General features: G+C 40.6%; 17 protein-coding genes, 1 tRNA gene and 1 riboswitch. Of the genes, 13 read left to right on the top strand and 5 right to left on the bottom strand.

Annotation, left to right across the window (positions count from 1 at the left end; all coding sequences use genetic code 11):
* Nucleotides 1–48: 48 nt before the first annotated feature.
* Nucleotides 49–858, top strand: coding sequence for an SDR family oxidoreductase (locus IPH84_20595; GenBank protein ID MBK7175556.1), 810 nt, complete (start codon nt 49–51; stop codon nt 856–858).
* An 86-nt stretch (nt 859–944) separates the two neighbouring features.
* Nucleotides 945–1,373, top strand: coding sequence for a hypothetical protein (locus tag IPH84_20590; GenBank protein MBK7175555.1), 429 nt, complete (start codon nt 945–947; stop codon nt 1,371–1,373).
* Nucleotides 1,374–1,383: 10 nt separating this feature from the next.
* Here IPH84_20590 and xerD read toward each other — a convergent pair whose 3' ends face one another.
* Nucleotides 1,384–2,307 (bottom strand): site-specific tyrosine recombinase XerD, encoded by a 924-nt coding sequence (gene xerD / locus IPH84_20585; protein MBK7175554.1) that lies wholly within the window; start codon nt 2,305–2,307, stop codon nt 1,384–1,386.
* A gap of 235 nt (nt 2,308–2,542) precedes the next feature.
* On the opposite strand from xerD, the gene rpmG reads away from it, so the two are divergent.
* Nucleotides 2,543–2,731: a 50S ribosomal protein L33 gene (gene rpmG / locus IPH84_20580; GenBank protein ID MBK7175553.1), complete on the top strand. Its 189-nt coding sequence runs from the start codon at nt 2,543–2,545 to the stop codon at nt 2,729–2,731.
* Between the two features lie 9 nt (nt 2,732–2,740).
* Nucleotides 2,741–2,893 carry a DUF4295 domain-containing protein gene (locus tag IPH84_20575; protein MBK7175552.1) on the top strand — a complete coding sequence of 51 codons (153 nt, stop codon included), beginning with the start codon at nt 2,741–2,743 and terminating at the stop codon, nt 2,891–2,893.
* 341 nt (nt 2,894–3,234) lie between these two features.
* On the opposite strand, the gene IPH84_20570 is transcribed toward IPH84_20575, so the two are convergent.
* Nucleotides 3,235–3,360 (bottom strand): phosphotransferase, encoded by a 126-nt coding sequence (locus IPH84_20570; protein ID MBK7175551.1) that lies wholly within the window; start codon nt 3,358–3,360, stop codon nt 3,235–3,237.
* A 24-nt stretch (nt 3,361–3,384) separates the two neighbouring features.
* Between IPH84_20570 and ftsY the strand changes: the two genes are divergently transcribed.
* The 7 genes from ftsY (at nt 3,385) to arfB (ending at nt 11,856) form a co-directional block, all read left to right on the top strand.
* On the top strand, nt 3,385–4,335 hold the full coding sequence (ftsY, locus tag IPH84_20565) for a signal recognition particle-docking protein FtsY (GenBank protein ID MBK7175550.1): 951 nt from the start codon (nt 3,385–3,387) through the stop codon (nt 4,333–4,335).
* Between the two features lie 149 nt (nt 4,336–4,484).
* Complete coding sequence (gene rimO / locus IPH84_20560; GenBank protein MBK7175549.1) at nt 4,485–5,783, top strand: 30S ribosomal protein S12 methylthiotransferase RimO; 1,299 nt, start codon at nt 4,485–4,487, stop codon at nt 5,781–5,783.
* A 125-nt stretch (nt 5,784–5,908) separates the two neighbouring features.
* Nucleotides 5,909–6,736 carry a toxin-antitoxin system YwqK family antitoxin gene (locus tag IPH84_20555; GenBank protein ID MBK7175548.1) on the top strand — a complete coding sequence of 276 codons (828 nt, stop codon included), beginning with the start codon at nt 5,909–5,911 and terminating at the stop codon, nt 6,734–6,736.
* Between the two features lie 38 nt (nt 6,737–6,774).
* Nucleotides 6,775–7,251, top strand: a complete 477-nt coding sequence (locus IPH84_20550) for a PaaI family thioesterase (protein ID MBK7175547.1) — start codon at nt 6,775–6,777, stop codon at nt 7,249–7,251.
* A gap of 798 nt (nt 7,252–8,049) precedes the next feature.
* A riboswitch (cobalamin riboswitch) is annotated at nt 8,050–8,326 on the top strand.
* An 88-nt stretch (nt 8,327–8,414) separates the two neighbouring features.
* Nucleotides 8,415–10,286: a TonB-dependent receptor gene (locus tag IPH84_20545; GenBank protein MBK7175546.1), complete on the top strand. Its 1,872-nt coding sequence runs from the start codon at nt 8,415–8,417 to the stop codon at nt 10,284–10,286.
* Nucleotides 10,287–10,296: 10 nt separating this feature from the next.
* Complete coding sequence (locus IPH84_20540) at nt 10,297–11,358, top strand: hypothetical protein (protein ID MBK7175545.1); 1,062 nt, start codon at nt 10,297–10,299, stop codon at nt 11,356–11,358.
* A 66-nt stretch (nt 11,359–11,424) separates the two neighbouring features.
* Nucleotides 11,425–11,856, top strand: coding sequence for an aminoacyl-tRNA hydrolase (arfB, locus tag IPH84_20535; GenBank protein MBK7175544.1), 432 nt, complete (start codon nt 11,425–11,427; stop codon nt 11,854–11,856).
* Here arfB and IPH84_20530 read toward each other — a convergent pair.
* A complete protein-coding gene (locus IPH84_20530) occupies nt 11,843–12,202 on the bottom strand; it encodes a PAS sensor protein (protein ID MBK7175543.1) in 360 nt (119 codons plus the stop codon). The two genes, arfB and IPH84_20530, sit on opposite strands and share 14 nt — an antisense overlap.
* A gap of 88 nt (nt 12,203–12,290) precedes the next feature.
* On the opposite strand from IPH84_20530, the gene IPH84_20525 reads away from it, so the two are divergent.
* Nucleotides 12,291–12,364, top strand: a tRNA-Arg gene (locus IPH84_20525).
* Between the two features lie 338 nt (nt 12,365–12,702).
* Here the strand turns inward: IPH84_20525 and IPH84_20520 are convergent.
* Together IPH84_20520 and IPH84_20515 are read right to left on the bottom strand one after the other, a co-directional pair.
* Nucleotides 12,703–13,869: an ATP-binding protein gene (locus IPH84_20520; GenBank protein ID MBK7175542.1), complete on the bottom strand. Its 1,167-nt coding sequence runs from the start codon at nt 13,867–13,869 to the stop codon at nt 12,703–12,705.
* 397 nt (nt 13,870–14,266) lie between these two features.
* Entirely contained in the window at nt 14,267–15,220 is a 954-nt protein-coding gene (locus IPH84_20515) for an alpha/beta hydrolase (GenBank protein ID MBK7175541.1), read from the bottom strand.
* Nucleotides 15,221–16,159: 939 nt separating this feature from the next.
* On the opposite strand from IPH84_20515, the gene IPH84_20510 reads away from it, so the two are divergent.
* On the top strand, nt 16,160–18,689 hold a 2,530-nt coding region (locus IPH84_20510), incomplete at its 3' end, for a hypothetical protein (protein MBK7175540.1).

Here is an 18,689-nt window from a genome sequence, read left to right as displayed (position 1 = left end):
TTATTGCGTAACATATACATTATCGGATATCATATCTTGTCAGGGTTTATGAAGGATAAAGTAGTGATCATTACAGGTGCCTCTTCCGGAATCGGGAAATCGCTTGCCCAGGTCTATGGATCAAGGGGTTCAAAAGTGGTATTGGCTGCCCGGAACCTGGAACAGTTAAAAGCAGTTGCCGCCGGAATTGAAGCTGATGGATCTGAAGTCCTGATTGTTCAGGCAGATGTTAGTATTGAAGCAGATTGCAAAAGAATCATTGATGAAACCATTCATAAGTTTGGGAGAATCGATATACTGATCAATAATGCCGGGATTAGTATGCGGGCCATATTCAGGGACCTTGACCTCAGTGTCATGCGTCGGTTGATGGATACAAATTTCTGGGGGACTGTATATTGCACCAAATATGCTTTACCCCATCTGCTCAAATCGAAAGGCACGGTTGTAGGTGTGATATCCGTAGCCGGACATATTGGCCTTCCAGGTAGGACAGGATATTCAGCTTCTAAATTTGCTGTCAGAGGTTTCCTTGATACACTGAGGGTTGAAAACCTGAGAAATGGTTTGCGGGTTTTAGTTGTAGCACCTGGTTTCACTGCATCGAATATCAGGAAAACAGCGCTTACTGCCAATGGAATGGAACAAGGAGAAACACCCCTGAATGAAAAATCATTGATGAGTGCCGAAAGGGTGGCAAGAAGAATTTATAAAGCCGTAAAAAATCATAGAAGGCAATTAATCCTTACCTTTTTCGAAGGTAAATTAGCTGTCTTCCTGAAACAATGGTTTCCCCGCCTGGTCGATTGGCAAACCTATCGTCATATGGCGAAGGAATTGAATTCACCATTTAAATGAAATTTTACTTGCTTTTTGGAAATCAAATTACCTATATTTACCTGTTGATCGAATAACAGCAGACCTTTTAAACACATTATCTAAGAATGAAATTGGAAATTAAGCTGCGTGAAGGCATTGCCGGATTACCCTTCAAAAGCAGCACTGAACCTGTAAGGGCCATGTTTGGTGAACCCGGAGAAACTGAGGAACTCGATAATCAATGCGATGGTTCACTCGAAAGCATTGTGTGGAATTATGAAGAAATCGGATTGAATTTCTTCTTTGATGCCACTACCATTGAGCCTGTTTTAAGCACAATTGAGAGCGATAATATCGAAACAGAGTTGTTTGGTAAAAAGGTTTTCAAGTTAAATAAGTCGGATATTATTAACCTTATGAAATCTGAAGGCTTTGAGGAATTCGAAGAAGAAGATGAAACCTGGGGTGAACATAGGCTGACATTTGATGATGCCCAGATCGATTTCTATTTTGTTGATGCTGACCTTACCCTGGTTAGCTGGAGTTGTTTCTAGTCCCGTTGTACTATTTACCTTTTCCCCAATTATCCCCATAGATGGGATGATGAGAAAGCACGGCATCCCTCAGAAATTCACGGCTTAAATGTGTGTATATTTCTGTAGTTGTGATACTCTGATGACCAAGCATCTCTTGTACTGCCCTTAAATCTGCACCTCCTTCTACCAGGTGGGTGGCAAAAGAATGACGAAGGGTATGAGGACTGATGCTTTTATGGATTCCGGCAAGAATGCAGAGGTCCTTCAAAATGGTGAAAATCATCACACGCGTTAATTTACTTCCTCTTCTGTTCAGGAAAACAAAATCTTCATGACCTTTTTTGATCAGAAGATGGCTTCTTATTTCATGAAGATAAATCTGGATCTGCCGGCTGGCTTTAGTGCCAATTGGTACTAATCGCTCCTTATTCCCTTTACCCATCACTTTGATATATTCTTCCTTGAAGTTTATTTGGCTGATTTTTAGATCGATGAGTTCTGAAACCCTCAACCCGCATCCATAGAGAGTCTCAATTATGGCTTTATTTCGCTCTCCTTCAGGCTTCGAAAGATCAATAGCCAAAATAAGTCTTTCAATATCATTTACTGAAAGTACATCCGGCAATTTTCTTCCAATCCTTGGAGATTCCAATAGTTCAGTAGGATCATTCTGAACCATATTCTCCAATAAAAGGTAATGATAGAAGGCACGTATCCCTGAAATAATACGCATTTGCGACCGGGCATTCAACTGGCTGTTATTCAGCCATTTCAGAAATTCCTGCATGTCCTGCAGATTTACCTGTGAAGGCTGAAGCGATCTTTGTCCTTCTTCAAGGAATGATATGAATTTTTGCAGATCATTCCTGTAGGCCACAATAGAATTGCCTGACAAAGACTTTTCAAGCCTCAGGTAAGTTTCAAACCCTCTGCGATAGGATTCCCATGTCATACCGGCAAAGTTAAGCTTTTACTTGTCACTTTTTTTTGGTCAATTCATGAAATAACCTCCTCTATATAGAATATGTATACTTTTGCCAGACTTAGCAAAACCATAGCTTTAGAGGAGTGAAATGGACCCGGCTATGCAAGGATTTTAGTAAATTGAAATTTTATTTGTGTACCTATTGGAAATATTAAAAGAATATTGCTAATTTTGCACCCCTGAAATAAAAATGCTTTAGAAAATGGCAAAGAAAACAAAAGAAGCTCGCGTCCAGGTTATCATGGAATGCACTGAGCATAAAACCAGCGGAAAGCCGGGTACTTCACGTTATGTTACCGTGAAGAATAAGAAAAATACCCCTGAACGCCTCGAGCTGAAGAAATACAACCCCATTCTCAAGAAAGTAACTGTTCACCGCGAAATTAAATAACGATATACCATGGCAAAGAAAGTAGTTGCAACCCTGCAAAAAGCTGGAAAAGACTTCGCAAAGGTTATCCGCATGGTAAAGTCGCCAAAAACCGGTGCCTATACCTTTAAAGAAACCATCGTACCCAATGACCAGGTAAAAGATTTCCTGGCTAAAAACTAATAACTATCCAGTGGTTATCGAAAAGGCTTTTTCTCACGGGAAAAAGCTTTTTCTGTTTCTGCAAGTCCTGACGCCCAAATCTTAAGTCTAAAGTCCCAAGTCTCAAATCCCAAGTCTCAAATCCCATTCGCCAGCTGGCGAACCAAGACCCAAAATCTAAAATATGAGTGCTGAGTGCTGGGTGCTGGGTGCTGAGAAAAATCCCAAATCCCAAATCCCAAATCCCAAATCCATATAAGAGCTGAGTGCTGAGAGCTGAGTGCTGAGAAAAATCCCAAATCCCAAATCCCAAATCTCAAATCCAAAATATAAGAGCTGAGTGCTGAGAACTGAGAAAAAATTCACAATCCCAAATCCCAAATCCGCAATCCGACATCCAACATCCCACATCCGACATCCGACATCCCACATCCGACATCCGACATCCCACATCCGACATCCGACATCCCACATCCGACATCAAACATCCGACATCATAAATCCGACATTCCATGGGAATATTTTCATTCTTTAGTAAAGAGAAAAAGGAAATCCTCGACAAAGGCCTGGAGAAAACCAGGACCAGCGTTTTTTCCAGAATTTCCAAAGCGATCATTGGAAAATCAAAAGTCGATGACGAGGTGCTTGACAACCTCGAAGAGATACTTGTTACCTCCGATGTAGGTGTGGAAACAACCCTGAGAATTATCGAAAGAATTCAGCAACGAGTATCCAGGGATAAATTTCTCGGAACATCTGAACTGAATGGCATCTTAAGGGAGGAAATTGCCGCATTATTATCTGAAAATGAGTCAGAGGATCTCCTGGAATTTGATTTTCCAAAAAGGGATACCCCATATGTCATCATGGTTGTAGGTGTAAATGGAGTGGGCAAAACCACTACCATTGGGAAATTAGCCTATAATTTCCGGAAAGCCGGAAAGAAAGTAATACTCGGAGCAGCCGATACTTTCCGCGCTGCTGCTATTGAGCAGTTGAGCATTTGGGCTGATCGGGCAGGAGTGGAGATCATCAGGCAGGAAATGGGCTCAGACCCTGCAGCTGTTGCATATGATACTGTGAAATCTGCTGTAAGCAAAGGAGCTGATGTTGTGATTATCGACACCGCCGGCCGTCTCCATAACAAGGCAAATCTTATGAATGAACTGGGGAAAATCAGGAAAGTCATGCAAAAAGTCATGCCCGATGCACCCCAGGAAGTTTTACTGGTCTTGGATGCTTCTACAGGGCAAAATGCCATTGAACAGGCTAAGCAATTTACTGCGGTAACTGAAGTAACCTCCCTGGCTCTTACCAAATTAGACGGCACCGCGAAAGGTGGTGTAGTCATAGGAATCTCCGACCAATTCAAAATCCCTGTCCGCTATATCGGTCTGGGGGAGAAAATGGAAGACCTGCAGGTATTCAACAGGAATGAATTTGTTGATTCCCTGTTCTCCTGATTTTTCTCGTTTGGCCTTTCTTGAAAGAACCTTTAATGGTTTCTGTGGGATTGTGCACATTCATATACACTCATTTATTATCTTGGCAGAAAAAGAAATCACAGCTCGATGAGTTCAACATTTGTAGCAGATTCAATAGTCCTGAGCCTATGAAACCCCGTCAATCTATAAGGGTGGTAACCCTCGGATGTGCAAAAAATACAGTGGATTCAGAAGTCCTGATGGGACAACTTAAATTGAATCATATCAAGGTGCTGCGCGACGGTGAGGAAGGCCATGCCGATACTATCGTGATCAATACCTGCGGATTTATCAATGATGCCAAGGAAGAATCGATTGATACCATCCTGGGTTATATTGAGGAGAAAAGAAGGGGACGCATCAAGGATGTGTTTGTAATGGGCTGCCTTTCGGAACGCTTCAAAGAACCTTTAATGAAGGAAATTCCCGAAGTTGATGAATATTTTGGCGTGCATGACCTGGGGAATGTAGTGAGAAGGATGGGGGCTGAATTCAGGCAGAATCTCCTTGGTGACAGGGTGCTTACTACTCCATCTCACTATGCATATCTAAAGATTGCTGAAGGCTGCAACAGATCTTGCTCATTCTGCGCAATTCCCGGAATCAGGGGTGAACATATCTCCCGTAAAATAGAAGATATCCTGGATGAAGCCAGGAAACTTGCTGACCAGGGAGTAAAGGAAATCCTACTGATATCACAGGATTTAACCTACTATGGAGTTGATATCTATGGCAAACAGAAACTACCTGAACTGGTAGAGAAGTTATCTGCCCTTAAACTTTTCAATTGGATACGTCTTCATTACCTGTACCCTTCAACATTCCCGGAGCAATTGCTTAATGTAATGGCCACCCATCCTGATGTTTGCAATTATATTGATATTCCACTTCAACATATTAATAACAGGATTTTAAAAGGGATGCGAAGAGGGGTAAATTCAGCTGAAACTCATGATCTCATCGCAAATTTCAGGTCATCATTGCCCGGAGTTTCTATTCGCACAGCCTTCATTGTTGGATATCCTGGTGAAACCGATGAAGAATTTGAAGAGTTGGTAGAATTTGTCAAAATGCAACGATTTGATAGAGTAGGAGTATTTACCTATTCTCATGAGGAAGATACTCATGCATTTTCGTTGGAAGATTCTGTGAATGATTCAGTAAAACAGGAACGGGCATCACGCCTGATGGAGATCCAGGCTGAAATAAGCAGGGAACTGAATTTGGCAAAAATCGGGAAAAAATTTAAAGTCCTTGTTGACAGACAAGAGGGTGAATACTTTGTAGCCCGCACTGAATTTGATTCCCCTGAAATTGATAATGAAGTATTAATAAAAGATGCTTTGAATTTAAAAATTGGCGAATTTTGTTCAGTGATGATTACTGGAGCCGATGATTTCGACTTATATGCCAGTATAATCAATTAATTTTTTATACTGGATATAACATTGCAGGGAGGGATTTGTAGTCAATACTTTCAATTATTTTAAGTTGATTCCCTCCGTCCAACATGTTCTTTGTGACCTAGTTATAACACAGAAAAAAGAAAAAAATGAAAAAAGTTATGTTTACTGCTGCATTGATGGTTTGTTCAGTGCTGTTCGTTTTTGCCCAGGAATCCAATATCAATAAAACTGACGCTAAAGGATTAAAACAAGGGGCCTGGGAAGAAAAAATTGCGACCGGTATCTCTAGTGGTCAATATATTGATGATCAGAAGAATGGCAATTGGATTTCCCATGCAACCAATGGTAACTTAACCCGGATTGAGTCATACTCAAAAGGTATCCGTGATGGTATCTTCGTTGAAATCGACCAAAGAGGCTACCTCGTTAGTGAGATGTATTATGTGAATAACCTGCTGGAAGGAACAGCAAAAAAGTTCTTTTATGGTACCAATCCGGCATCAGTTATTGATTATAAACAAGGTAAAATGAATGGAAAAAAGAAGGATTATTATGAGAACGCGGCCGGAAAACTGAAAGAAGAATCCAACTATATCAATGATATCAAGGAGGGATCTTCTGTTTTTTATGCCGTCAATGGTGATCCTATCGCTGAATATAATTATAAGAACGGTTCACTGGAAGGTATACAGAAGACCTATTATGCTGGCAAAAAGTTAATGAGTGAACAGAACTATATCAATAATACTGAGTCTGGTCTCTATAAAGAGTATTTTGAATCAGGGAAGGTGAAAATCGAAACGACTTATAAGAATGGGGCAATGGATGGGAAATATGTTGAATTTGATGAAGAAGGTAAAATGAAGGTGGAAGGAATATATGTAAATGGTGAGAAAGAAGGAAAATGGACAGAGTTTGATGCCAACGGAAAACCTTCAAAGGTCAGTAAATTCGTCAAGGGTGTTGAGAAATAATCAACGACCTGATTTACCTTTTAATAGTTAGTGTAGAGATGAGTAAACAGATCAATAATCCATTCCGGGGTAAGAAAGGGTATAACTGCTTTGGCTGCTCACCGGATAATCCAATTGGGTTGCAAATGCATTTTAGAATAGAAGATGACATTGTAACCTCAGACTGGACTCCCGGAAATCACTACCAGGGATGGATGAATGTGTTGCACGGCGGTATCCAGGCCACATTGATGGACGAGATTGCCAGTTGGCTGGTCATGGTAAAACTGAAAACTGCCGGAGTTACTTCAAAAATGGAAGTCAGACTCTTGAAAACAGCTCAGATGGACCATGCCCCATTCCGGCTGGTTGCGCGGCTTGAGGAAATGAACAAGAATATAGCCCTGGTAAAAGTTGAACTCTTTGATCGTGATCAGCAACTCTGCGCCGATGCCCTCATGCATTATTTCACCTGGCCGGAACATATCGCCCGCGAACGAATGCATTATCCGGGAATTGAGGGATTTATTAAGTAGGGTGCTCAAGTGCTGAGTGCTGGGTGCTGGGTGCTGAGTGCTGGTGCTGAGTGCTGAGTGCTGAGTGCTGAGTGCTGAGTGCCCCGAAGGGGAGCCCTTGGCTCTGAGTGTTTGATTTCGGATTTCGGATTGTGTATTGCGGATTTGGCAGGCCCCAAATATTGAATATTGAACGCGAAACTCTAAATCAATAAGTTAATAATTACTTTTTCATTTAGTATTTAGTGTTGATTATTTGATATTTTTTTTTCGCAAGATAGAATGCATCTGAATGCTCTATGTTCCATTTACCGGGCCAGGTAATGAGTGCTGGGTGCTGAGTGCTGGGTGCTGAGCCATATTGCGAATTCTTACATCCGACCCTTCACCATGCTCAGGGTTACATCCCCAATCCCCAATCCCCAATCCCCAATCCGCAATCTACAATCCGACATTAAACATTAGACATCCGACATTAAACATCCGCAATCCCCAATCCGCAATCGTCAGTGCAGGCCGGCTTGGGCATCTGACATTAGAGATCCACATTAAACATCCACATTAGCCGTCCGAATCCGACACCCCAATCCCCAATCCGAAATCCCCAATCCGACATTAGACATCCAACATTAGACATCCAACATTAGACATCCGACATTAAACATCCGCAATCCCCAATCCACAATCCGACATTAAACATTAAACATTAAACATTAAACATTAGACATTATACATTAGCCATCCGACATTAAACATCCCTTAAGTTCATAACTCCCCAAAAACTTTTTCTTCACATTTCAACCTATCCTCCAAAACTCTTTACCTTTGTTTCGCAATGGTGAGCATACCGGGGCCTCCGGAAATGCTTGAAAAGGGAATCGGGTGAAAATCCCGGACAGTCCCGCTGCTGTAAGCTTCAAACAATATCTGATCAAAACAGGTATTGTGCTGCCGGTAAAAGAAGGATAGAAATATCCCATTTTTTCGGCATCAACCTAAGGATAAAACCTCATGGCCACTGTCCCGAGCATTCGGGGTGGGAAGGCGTCCGAAAGGGAAGTAAGTCAGAAGACCTGCCACTGCTATATTATTCAAAGCTTTCGGGTTAAAGGCTGAGAATGGAACTGCTATAACAGGGTATATTCCATCCTTTCCAGGGCTTATATTGGCTAAATCAATTCACAATGCGTGGTCTGTTTATAGGTCTGCTTATTCTTATTGCTTCCATAGCATTCGGACAATCCCATCGTCCGGATTCTACGCACTTCCTGCCTGCAATAGAAATCACGACCACCCGCACCAATATTTTCCTCCCCGGACTCAAAATTGAAAAGATCGACTCCTCCCTGATTCAGATGCGACAATCTTTATCTATTGCGGCTCTGCTTTCCGAAAATAGTGGCGCATTGATCCGTTCCTATGGTACTGGTGGACTCGCCACTCTTTCGATGAGAGGAACCCAAACAACGCAATCAGGCGTTTTCTGGAACGGTTTCAACCTCAATCAACCTAATATGGGAATGGCTGATCTGTCCCTGATCCCTGTTTCCTGCTTTGATGATGTGGAAGTGCAATATGGTGGATCCGGGTCTGTAGCAGGCAATGGACTTATTGGGGGGAATCTTCAGCTATCTAATTCGAAAGCCTTCAATCAACCATTAAAATCTACCCTGAGTTTGGGAATTGGCAGTTTTGGAGAGGCAAATACATCTTTCAAAGTATCAGCAGGAAATAAGAATATATCCTGGTCCTCATCCATGAATGGCTATTTCGATAGGAATAAATTTCAGTATAAAAACCTGTCAGGGAACACCGAAGATCTTCAACATGCAGTTTGCATTGGAAAAGGTGTACTCAACCAGGTGGATATTCTGCTGACACCTAAAAGCTACCTCTCTGCCGGGTTATGGCTGCAATCCAGTAACAGGGAAATTCCTGCCACCCTGGTGATGCAATCGAATGACCAGTTACAGGAAGATCAATCACTAAGAAGCACTTTACAATACTCTTATATAACTTCATTGAGCCAATTTCAGGTTCGTTCAGCCTTCTTTGGTGAATCACTTCATTTTATGAGTCCAATGGCATTGATTGATGCATTGTACAAGTTGCGCACCTTCTCACTGGAATCTGATTATAAGAGAATTTTTGGAAATGCAACGATCAACCTTGGTGTCAATACCCGTATTCAAAAGGCTTCTGTGCCTTATTACAAGGAAAAAGATGAAAATCAGAAAGGTGCCGGTCTGTTTATTTCAGGCCTTTATAATTGGAAGACAGCAGGCTGGAAAGCAGCTGTCAACTTACGAAAGGAATTAGAACAAGGTTATGTGGTTCCGGTCTGCCCTTCTCTCAGCATTGAGGGGAAAATTTTCAGGACACTCACTGCCAGTTTCAATGTATCCAGGAATTTCAGGGTTCCTACTATGAATGACCGGTTTTGGGAACCAGGTGGAAACCCGGACCTTGTCCCTGAATCAAGCTGGAACCAGGAACTGGGATTTGTATATCTATACCCTGCAAATTCCTCTACTTCAGTAATTAAGGCTGAAATCAATACATATAATATGATGATTATCAACCTTATTCAATGGGTGAATTTGAATTCAACTGTTTGGACACCAAAAAATGTGAACAAAGTGTGGAGTAGGGGAGTTGAAACAAAAATCAGCTATTTCCTTCGCCGGGAAGAATTCAGCTCCACGACAAGTGTTTCATATACATACTCACCATCAACCATATTGGATGCCGGCCATCAGCTTATCTATATCCCGGTTAATCGCCTGGTGTTCCTCTCAAATACCACATTCAGATCCTATTCAGGAATCATTGCATTGAACATTACAGGGAAACGATATGTAAATATGGATAACTCTGATGAACTTCCCGTTCATGCATTATTAAATCTGACTCTGCAGAAAAAAATCATCCTTGATCATACAAATTTTTACCTGCAATTTGAAATCCGAAATTTGTTAAATACGCAGTACCAGGTGGTAAAATATTATCCAGAGCCGGGTATTTCTTTCATGACTAACATTCACATAACCATTTAAAATCAAACAAATGAAATTCATCAGTTCACTTATCCTGGCCTCACTTTTTTTACTGGCTGTAATCACTTTTTCATGTACCAAAGAGGATGATAATAAGGAAGCCGGAAATTATCAGAAAGGCATTTTTATCACAAATGAAGGTCCTTTTCAAACAGGTACCGGAACCATAACTTTTGTGGATGGAATTACCGGTAAGGTTACCCAGGACATATTCAATCTGGAAAATGGAAGAGAACTTGGAAATGTTGTCCAGAGTATGACATTGTATAACAACAACGCCTATATAGTGGTGAATAATGCTTCTAAAATTGAAGTTGTAAATGCCACAAGTTTTAAATCGGTTGCAACAATTACTGGTCTGTCACAACCCCGGTATCTGCAGGTGATCAATGATAAGAAAGCCTATGTAAGTGATTGGGCTGGAGTGGTGCAGATCATTGATTTAACTGAAAACTCAGTTACCGGTAGCATTCCTGCAGGTACAGGACCGGAAATGATGCTGAAAGCCGGCGAATTTGTGTATGTTCTGAATGCCGGAGGATTCTCAGTCGACAGTACCATTACAATCATTAATTCCAGTACTGATCAGGTAGTAAAAACCCTTACGGTAGCCAAAAGGCCTACGGGAATTGTTCAGGATGAGTCAGGTAAGATCTGGGTGCTCTGCTCAGGTAAAGGATTTAATGGCTGGCCTGCAGCTGACGATACTGAAGGCCACCTTGTCAGAATTGATCCGGAAACTCAAACAGATGATATAGATATTGCTTTTGATGACTCTTCAATGCATCCGGAAAAACTCGTTATTAATAAATCCGGGAATACACTCTATTTCTTATTCGACAATGGAATTTACCGTTACAATACGGCTTTGGCTCTGGCAGTGCCTACAAAGGTTAGCCATTCAAACCTATACGCGCTGGCTATCGACCATGGGAAAAATTATCTCATGACCTCAGATCCAAAAGATTTTCAGTCCAATGGTTGGATGATTCGCTATGATGCTGAATCAGGAGCCCTCATTGATTCAATTCAAGCTGGAGTCATCCCCGGAAATATGGTTGTTAAGGAATAAATGCTTTAATTTGTCGGTCTGTTATTGAATCATAGATTCCCTTAATTACATTTTATCCCTTACCACATGATTTCTTCACCCGATACTGCTTTATTACTGGCTGAATGCAGCTTTCAGGCAGTGAGAAGTGGCGGGAAAGGCGGACAGAATGTAAATAAGGTAGCGACAAAAGTTATCCTCGTTTTTGATGTCCTGAATTCAGAAGTTCTTAGTGAAGAGCAGAAAAACTGGATGATGGAAAAACTAAGGGCAAGGATTTCTAATGAGGGACTATTACAACTAAATGCTTCTACCGACAGGACCCAGTTAGGGAATAAGAAACTGGTTCAGGAAAAATTTGTACGATTGATTATAAAGGCTTTCCAGGTTGATGCAGTGAGAATAGCAACACGTCCGACTGCAGGTTCCAAAGAACGAAGGCTCCTTGAAAAGAAGGTGAACTCCATCAAGAAGGATTCACGTGGATCCGATTATTCCTCACAAATTATTGACGAATAAAATGGGGCATATTTTCAGGTAGAAGGATCGAAATTTCCACCAATCCGGAAATATTCCCCTGATGGTACCATGGAGATTGACAAATAAGCTTTTTTCTACCCAGTTTTTCAATCGTATAGATATTACTGCGCCCTGTTTGTAGTAATTCTTGTATAATTTCTTTGGATGCTTTTGAGTGACAATCAAATAGACTTTTGCCAATCAAGTTGTCACCACCACTATCCTTAAACGTTTGCCTTGATTGGTCATTCATATATAGAATGATGGCCTCTGTGTCACAAACAGTAATTGCATAAGGAAATTCCCTGGCCCAATCAGGAACAAGATGGTCAAATGAATCTGACATCGGTATGTGATTTAGTAGTTTTTTTTGTAAAAATAGGGCTTTCAATTTTACAAGAAAAAAATATCCCTATATTTGCACCCTCGAAACCGGCCCTGTAGCTCAACTGAATAGAGTATCTGACTACGGATCAGAAGGTTCCAGGTTTGAATCCTGGCGGGGTCACAAGAAGAGAGCAGTTTTCTGCTCTCTTTTTTTATTCCCTGATAGCCACTCGGAGTATTTAATATTTCTTAGTCGTGCCCAGGATTGAGTATAGCCTTTCCTTTTGAAAAGATAACTAACAATAACCTTTTGAAGATTTCTCCGCATCGATAGACTGTTTCTGCAAAAAAAATACAACTATTAGAAATATAACTACAGGTCTTGTTTAATCAAGTCGATCGACTTTTCATGATTAATTTAGGAACTGTTCTGCGAAAACTGCTGGACACCTTTTTCTGCCTGCAGATAACGTAAATCAACCCAGATTTAGAAATAAACTTTAGATATTCGGTTTCCTCTTACAGTGATATTCTCGCTATATCCTCAGGTGGTGCTGCCAGATAGGGCAGGAGGAATTCTTCCAGATTTTCAGGTGTTATTACCTTAAATCCCGAATGAGGGTAAGCATTTGCGAAGGTTTTTGAGAATCTGGCCTTTTCCCGGGCATTCCACTTGAATTCCCAGGCCTGAAAAACGCCATCCTGCTCTTCAACATAATCGATCTCCTGCTGGTCCTGGGTACGCCAAAAATAGGAATTCACCCATAAACCCTGGTAAGCAATATACTTTTGTCGTTCTGCCATCAGGTAGTTTTCCCATAAGGCACCCCTGTCGGGACGAAGTTCTATCGGGCCAAACTGGGCAATGAGTGCGTTTCTTACGCCATTATCATAAAAATAAATTTTCCGTCCTCGTTTCAGCTCTTTTCTCAGATTCCTGCTCAGTGCACCGAGACGGAAGATCACAAATGCCTTCTCCAATAAGTCAATGTATTTTTCTACTGTCTGATTATCAATCCCTAAAGTCCGGCCTAGTTCACTATACGATACCTCATTCCCGGTTTGAAAAGCCAGAGCCTGCAACAGGGAAACAATCTTTGCCGGTTTCTTTAATCCTTCAATCATTAGGATGTCTTTGTAAAGAAAGCTGTCAGTGAGGAGTTTCAAAATCTCTTTTTCCTTGCCAGGATTATTGATGATCTCAGGATAGCATCCATATACAAGCCGGTGAGAAATCATGCGTTTTTCCTCAAGCAGGCCATGATGATCAACCATTTCTCCGAAAGAGAGAGGATAAAGGAAATATTCCCATTTCCTTCCTGTAAGCGGCTCTTGAGTTCTGTTGGTAAGTTCAAACGCTGAGGATCCGGTAACAATCACCTGTACCTCTTTCAATTCATCATTGATCAGTTTTAGGGAAAGCCCTATGTTTGGAATACGTTGTGCCTCATCAATGACAATGGTTTTATTGTCACTGAAAACAGCTTTCAATCGTGAGGAAGACCCTTTTTCAAAGAGTTGTTGCACATCTGCTTCATCGCCGTTGAACCACATGATTTCTGGTTTCCCGTCGAAAAGCTGGTGCAGCAAAGTTGTTTTTCCGGTTTGCCGGGGACCGAAAAGCAGGATCACTTTTCCTGTATTCAGTTTACCTGAAATATTCGTTGTGATTGCTCTTTTTATCATGATATGACGATTGTAATCGCAAATATAACGATTTATTTAATATTTTAATCATTAAACATCTAATTTCTTTTTAAAATTAGCGGTCTTCATTCTATAGTTCCCAGGGAGTCAACCATTAAAGGAATGAGGAATTCTTCCCAATTTTCAGTGTTATAACCTTAAATCCCGAATGAGGGTAAACATTAGCAACGGTTTTATAGAATCTGACATGATCCCGGACTAATTCTGCGATCTTGTGCACTATCTGCGGGTCCTGGCATGGTTCCAATCAGGAATCTGGTGTAATGAAAAAGATGCTGTTTTGCTGCATACTATCTTTGGTCGCTTAGAAACTCCCGTATATATCTTATGTAAACATCAGGCTGCTCAACTTCTATTGCATGCCCGGCTCCAGGAATTACTTCCAGTTGGTGATTAGGAAAAACATCCATGTATTCTGCCGCAACCCCCATGGTTGATTATCACATTGACCTTTCATGATTAAAACATTACAAGTGGAGTGCTTCAATTCTGGTCGCGGATCTTTGACCTGTGAGAAACTTTTAATAGTCATTAACTGGCAATAAAATCCACTTCCCGCTGAGGCTTTAGGCGCCTTTGCAATATCACAGACAATAGACTTATTTAGTTCTCCTCCTAGAATTGACTGCCAGGCATCAACTTCTGAATCATCAGCAATTTTTTTTCCGGTTGTTATTGCCCAGGCTTTAACAAATTTCATCCTGAGGTTCGATGCTTTTCGGTTAGCGTCAGCATTGGTGGACGCTGGTTTCTTAAGGTTAAGACTATCGGGTGATTTCAATTTCTGATAGGACTTTGATATCGGAAGTATCGGACCAGGTCCCGTCAGGATTAGCTTTTCCACTTTATGTGGATGATAGGCAATGAATTGAGTAGCTAAAATAGCCCCCCAAGATTGTGCAATAAGGATCACTTTTTCAGCCCCTATTTTATCAACAATTTCTTCAAGATCCTTGAGGTGCCTGTCCACCGTATACTCACCGATCTCGTCCAGCCGTTCAGAATACCCGCCTCCCACCTGGTCATACAAATACACTGTAAATCCATCCTTTGCCAGGTTCGAAAGAAGTTGAATACTCTGCTCTTTTATCGCACCACCTGGTCCTCCATGAAGGTAGATTACAGGAGATGGCTGGGTTTCAGTTTCTGGTTTCACATGTATGAATGCAATCCTTGAACCTCCTTTTAGATCCCAGAATTGAACCCTTTTATCATGCACAGCTTTGGGAACATTGTAGGATCTGGGTACCAGGATGCTTAAGAGTAATAACAGGATTAGAAAAGATAATGTGTAAAAAATAATTCGTCTGAGTGTTATGCTTTTCTTCATAAAGTCAATCGGTTACACTATTTATTTGAACATATTAAAAATGATGTTATTCAGCATTCTATTAAAGCATGTAAGTTTCTGAAAGATAGTTTCCAAATAAAAATGTATCTTTATAAAACGTTGGATGGATAAACTTAAAACACTTAACGATTTGTTAATACTTTTTATTTGAGTGAAAGTTGAACTAAACTACAATTAAGCATAAGAATTAGGATTTTTTAGTTCTGTTGCAATATAATATGTAAATATGCATAGTAATTGTCAAAAAAATAATCCTATTATATTAATTCGCTCTGATTTTGGGAATGGTTTTTCCTGATTTGGAAGATTTTCGTTTATAGTCATTCTAAATAAGGTTATCATAATCTTGAAATGCAATGCTATAATAAAAATGGCATATTAATTGATTTTTTAGAGGCAATTATAATCGGAATTTACTTGTTACGACTCAATTTTTATTAGATAGTGTTCATATTGTTACAACCAATAGGTTGAATAACAATATGTTAAAGTTTTTTTTAGAGTTTTGACAAGATGGAGGAGAAGACTATTTTAGTCCCATTTTAGAATTGCTGATTGTAAGTATTTGATTATGTTATGATTAGATTAGTACCATTAACCCATTACCCACTTACTTTACTTACTATTACAAACACACTTGGTTAAGAATCGACTCGAATTGCCCACTTACTAAATGACTCGTTTATAATTGATGATTTTTTGATTCACTATTTTGCTTGTACACTTTTTTTTGTATTGACTTTTAACAACTAGTACACTATTGCCTCTACTCGTTTAATTTCCCGGGGTTTGGAATACCTGTTTACTGTGTTCAACGGTTAGCCGTATGAAACATTTTCTGCTTGTACACTTATTTTCATTTTTGGCTTTTAAAATTTTGACATTTTGATTTTTTTATTAAACCCAAACAACAGAGTCATGGAGAATCTCTACAATTGTTCATTCAATGCTACACGCATTGTGAAGCCGTTATTTAAGTTGACACTGACGATCCTAATGATCGCATTGCTGACAGTGGCCTATGGTCAGTCCTTTGCACCGCTTGTCAATACAAGCCCTGCAATGATTGATAATGTAGTCACAATAAATGCAGGGGCAAAACTCAGCATTTCAATTCCCAACACCCAGGCTGGGCAAGTCTTTCGGGTACAACGAACGTTCCCGGTGGATAACAGCTTCCTGCTGGTAACCTCTTCAGGGGGAACACTGAATGTGCCTTCTTTCCCGGTCAATGCTGCCGGGACCATGATTCTTACAGTAATGGGTACCGGAGAAAATACACTGGCCTATTCGTTTAAAGTTCAGTCACTCGCCGCCTTCGGCAATTTTGAAAGCCCTGAAAAAGGAAACCTGTTCCCGGAGAATGACGGGCCGATGACTGACGAAACGCTTACCATAGTGCCTGCACCCATTGGTAGTGATGTTACAATATGTATAGGGGGAACTGTTACTGTTTCAGTCAATAATACTATTTCGGGTCATCGCTATCGTTTCCGTCAAACTAATCCATCAGGTGGACCTGCTTCTCAGGAAATAACCTCAGGTGGTGGTACAATAACCTATATTCCTGTCTCTCCCACTGAAAATTCTTATTCAATATGGACTGTGGATGACCGTGATGGTGATTTCTTTCAATCATTTAATATTTGTGTTCTAAATCAACCTGTTGCTCCTGTATTGACTCTTAGTCAAGCAGCAGGTACTATTTGTGCAGGGCCTGATATTTATGCAACACTTTATTCTGCAGGTACAGATGGATATAATTGTAGTGACTCTTATGAATATTCAGTTGATGGTGGATTATCTTGGTCAGCATATACACTTGGTTCCAATATTTCATCAACTCTTTTCCAAATTCCTTCAATCCAGATAAAAGCCAAGAGAGCCGATTCACAAGGAAGAGGATGCTCTGCTGAAAATGTTTACATATGGACCATTGAAAGCTATGTGCACGACATTACCGGCACTAAAGGAAGCTATTGCACAATTCAACAAGCGATTGATGCATCAAACACAGCTATTGGCGATGTACTTGAGATTGAAAACCGTGTTGCTGCTTATGATCAACAGGTATTAGTTAACAAAGAAGTTACCCTCAAAGGAACAGGTGGACAACCAACCATCGACTTTACCGGAACTGTTACCGGAAAACCAACCTTGTTTGATATCAGTGCCAATAATGTAACAATAGAGAATATACATTTCAACGTTGATCTGGCAAAGCTGAGAAGCGCTGTTATTGCAAGTGCAGCCGGAATTGACAATATCACCATCAAAAATAATCTGGTTGACCCATATGGAACTCCGGCGGGTACTTATGGTGACAGAAATGCGTTTAGCATCAACTATGCTGGATATCGTGTTGCAACAGGTGGTGTTGATAATATTTCTTTTACTGATAATACTGTAAATGCCGGCACTTATCCAACTATGTTCCGCTCTGGTGTTTCAGTTGACGAAGGTGAGGGAACTTTTAGTGGCAATATATTAAAAACCATCAGTTCTGACATTCTCGTCCGTTTTGCAGCCAGTGGAAATGTAATTGTTAGTGGGAACTATGTAAATGGAGCAGGTATGGAGTTTGCGGATTTTAATGCCGGAACCGGTACCCTCAGTATCACTGGAAACTTCTTCGATGGTACTTTTGCCAATACATACTCTAATGCGTTAAGACTAAAGAATAACTACACTGCAAGAACAACGGTTGTAAGTGGAAATACATTTACCGGTTTTGTAGGTAATATTGCCGGAGCAGGAGGAACTTTAAGTCTTGAGAATTATCAGGCCATCACGGTTGATAATAACACTTTTACTCCTTTGGCTGGTTCTGCTGCATACCGTCATATAACTGTCAATACAAAAGACTTCAGCTCTTCCAGCGGTTATTATAACCCTGTGATCAATGCTGTTATTACTAATAATACATTTAACGGTTCAGGAACTCCCGGAGGCATGGCCATTGGATTCTATAACTGGGATAACGATAGTCCTGTAATTGGTCCGTTTACCCTTGGTTCAGCCGGGAATGAAAATATCTTCAACACTGGTATAGGAACTTTTATCCACCTGGATAACAGTGTTGGTACTGCCAATCCGAACGCTACTTCAATGGTGTGCTGGGCAAACAATATCAACGCTGAATACAACGAATTCGACGTTGGTTCAGGCCTTCAGCTTCCATCAGCAATGAATTTCTCTCAACGCACAGCACTGGAGAATGGGCTCTTCCATACGCCGGATGCTTCATGCCTTGGGTTTATCACCACTTTCTATCCGGTTCATAACCTAACCCAGAATACTTATTACCTGAGTATTCAGGCTGCGGTTACTGCTGCCAATGCCAATGATGTGATAGAATGTGCAGAATATACCTATAATGAAAGAGTGGTAATAGATAAGACACTCACACTTCAAGGTGTCAATGAAGCCAATTGTATTATAGATGGAA

The sequence above is a fragment of the Bacteroidales bacterium genome (assembly GCA_016707785.1).
GTDB lineage: Bacteria > Bacteroidota > Bacteroidia > Bacteroidales > UBA4417 > UBA4417.
This window is presented reverse-complemented; position numbering and strand designations above follow the sequence as displayed.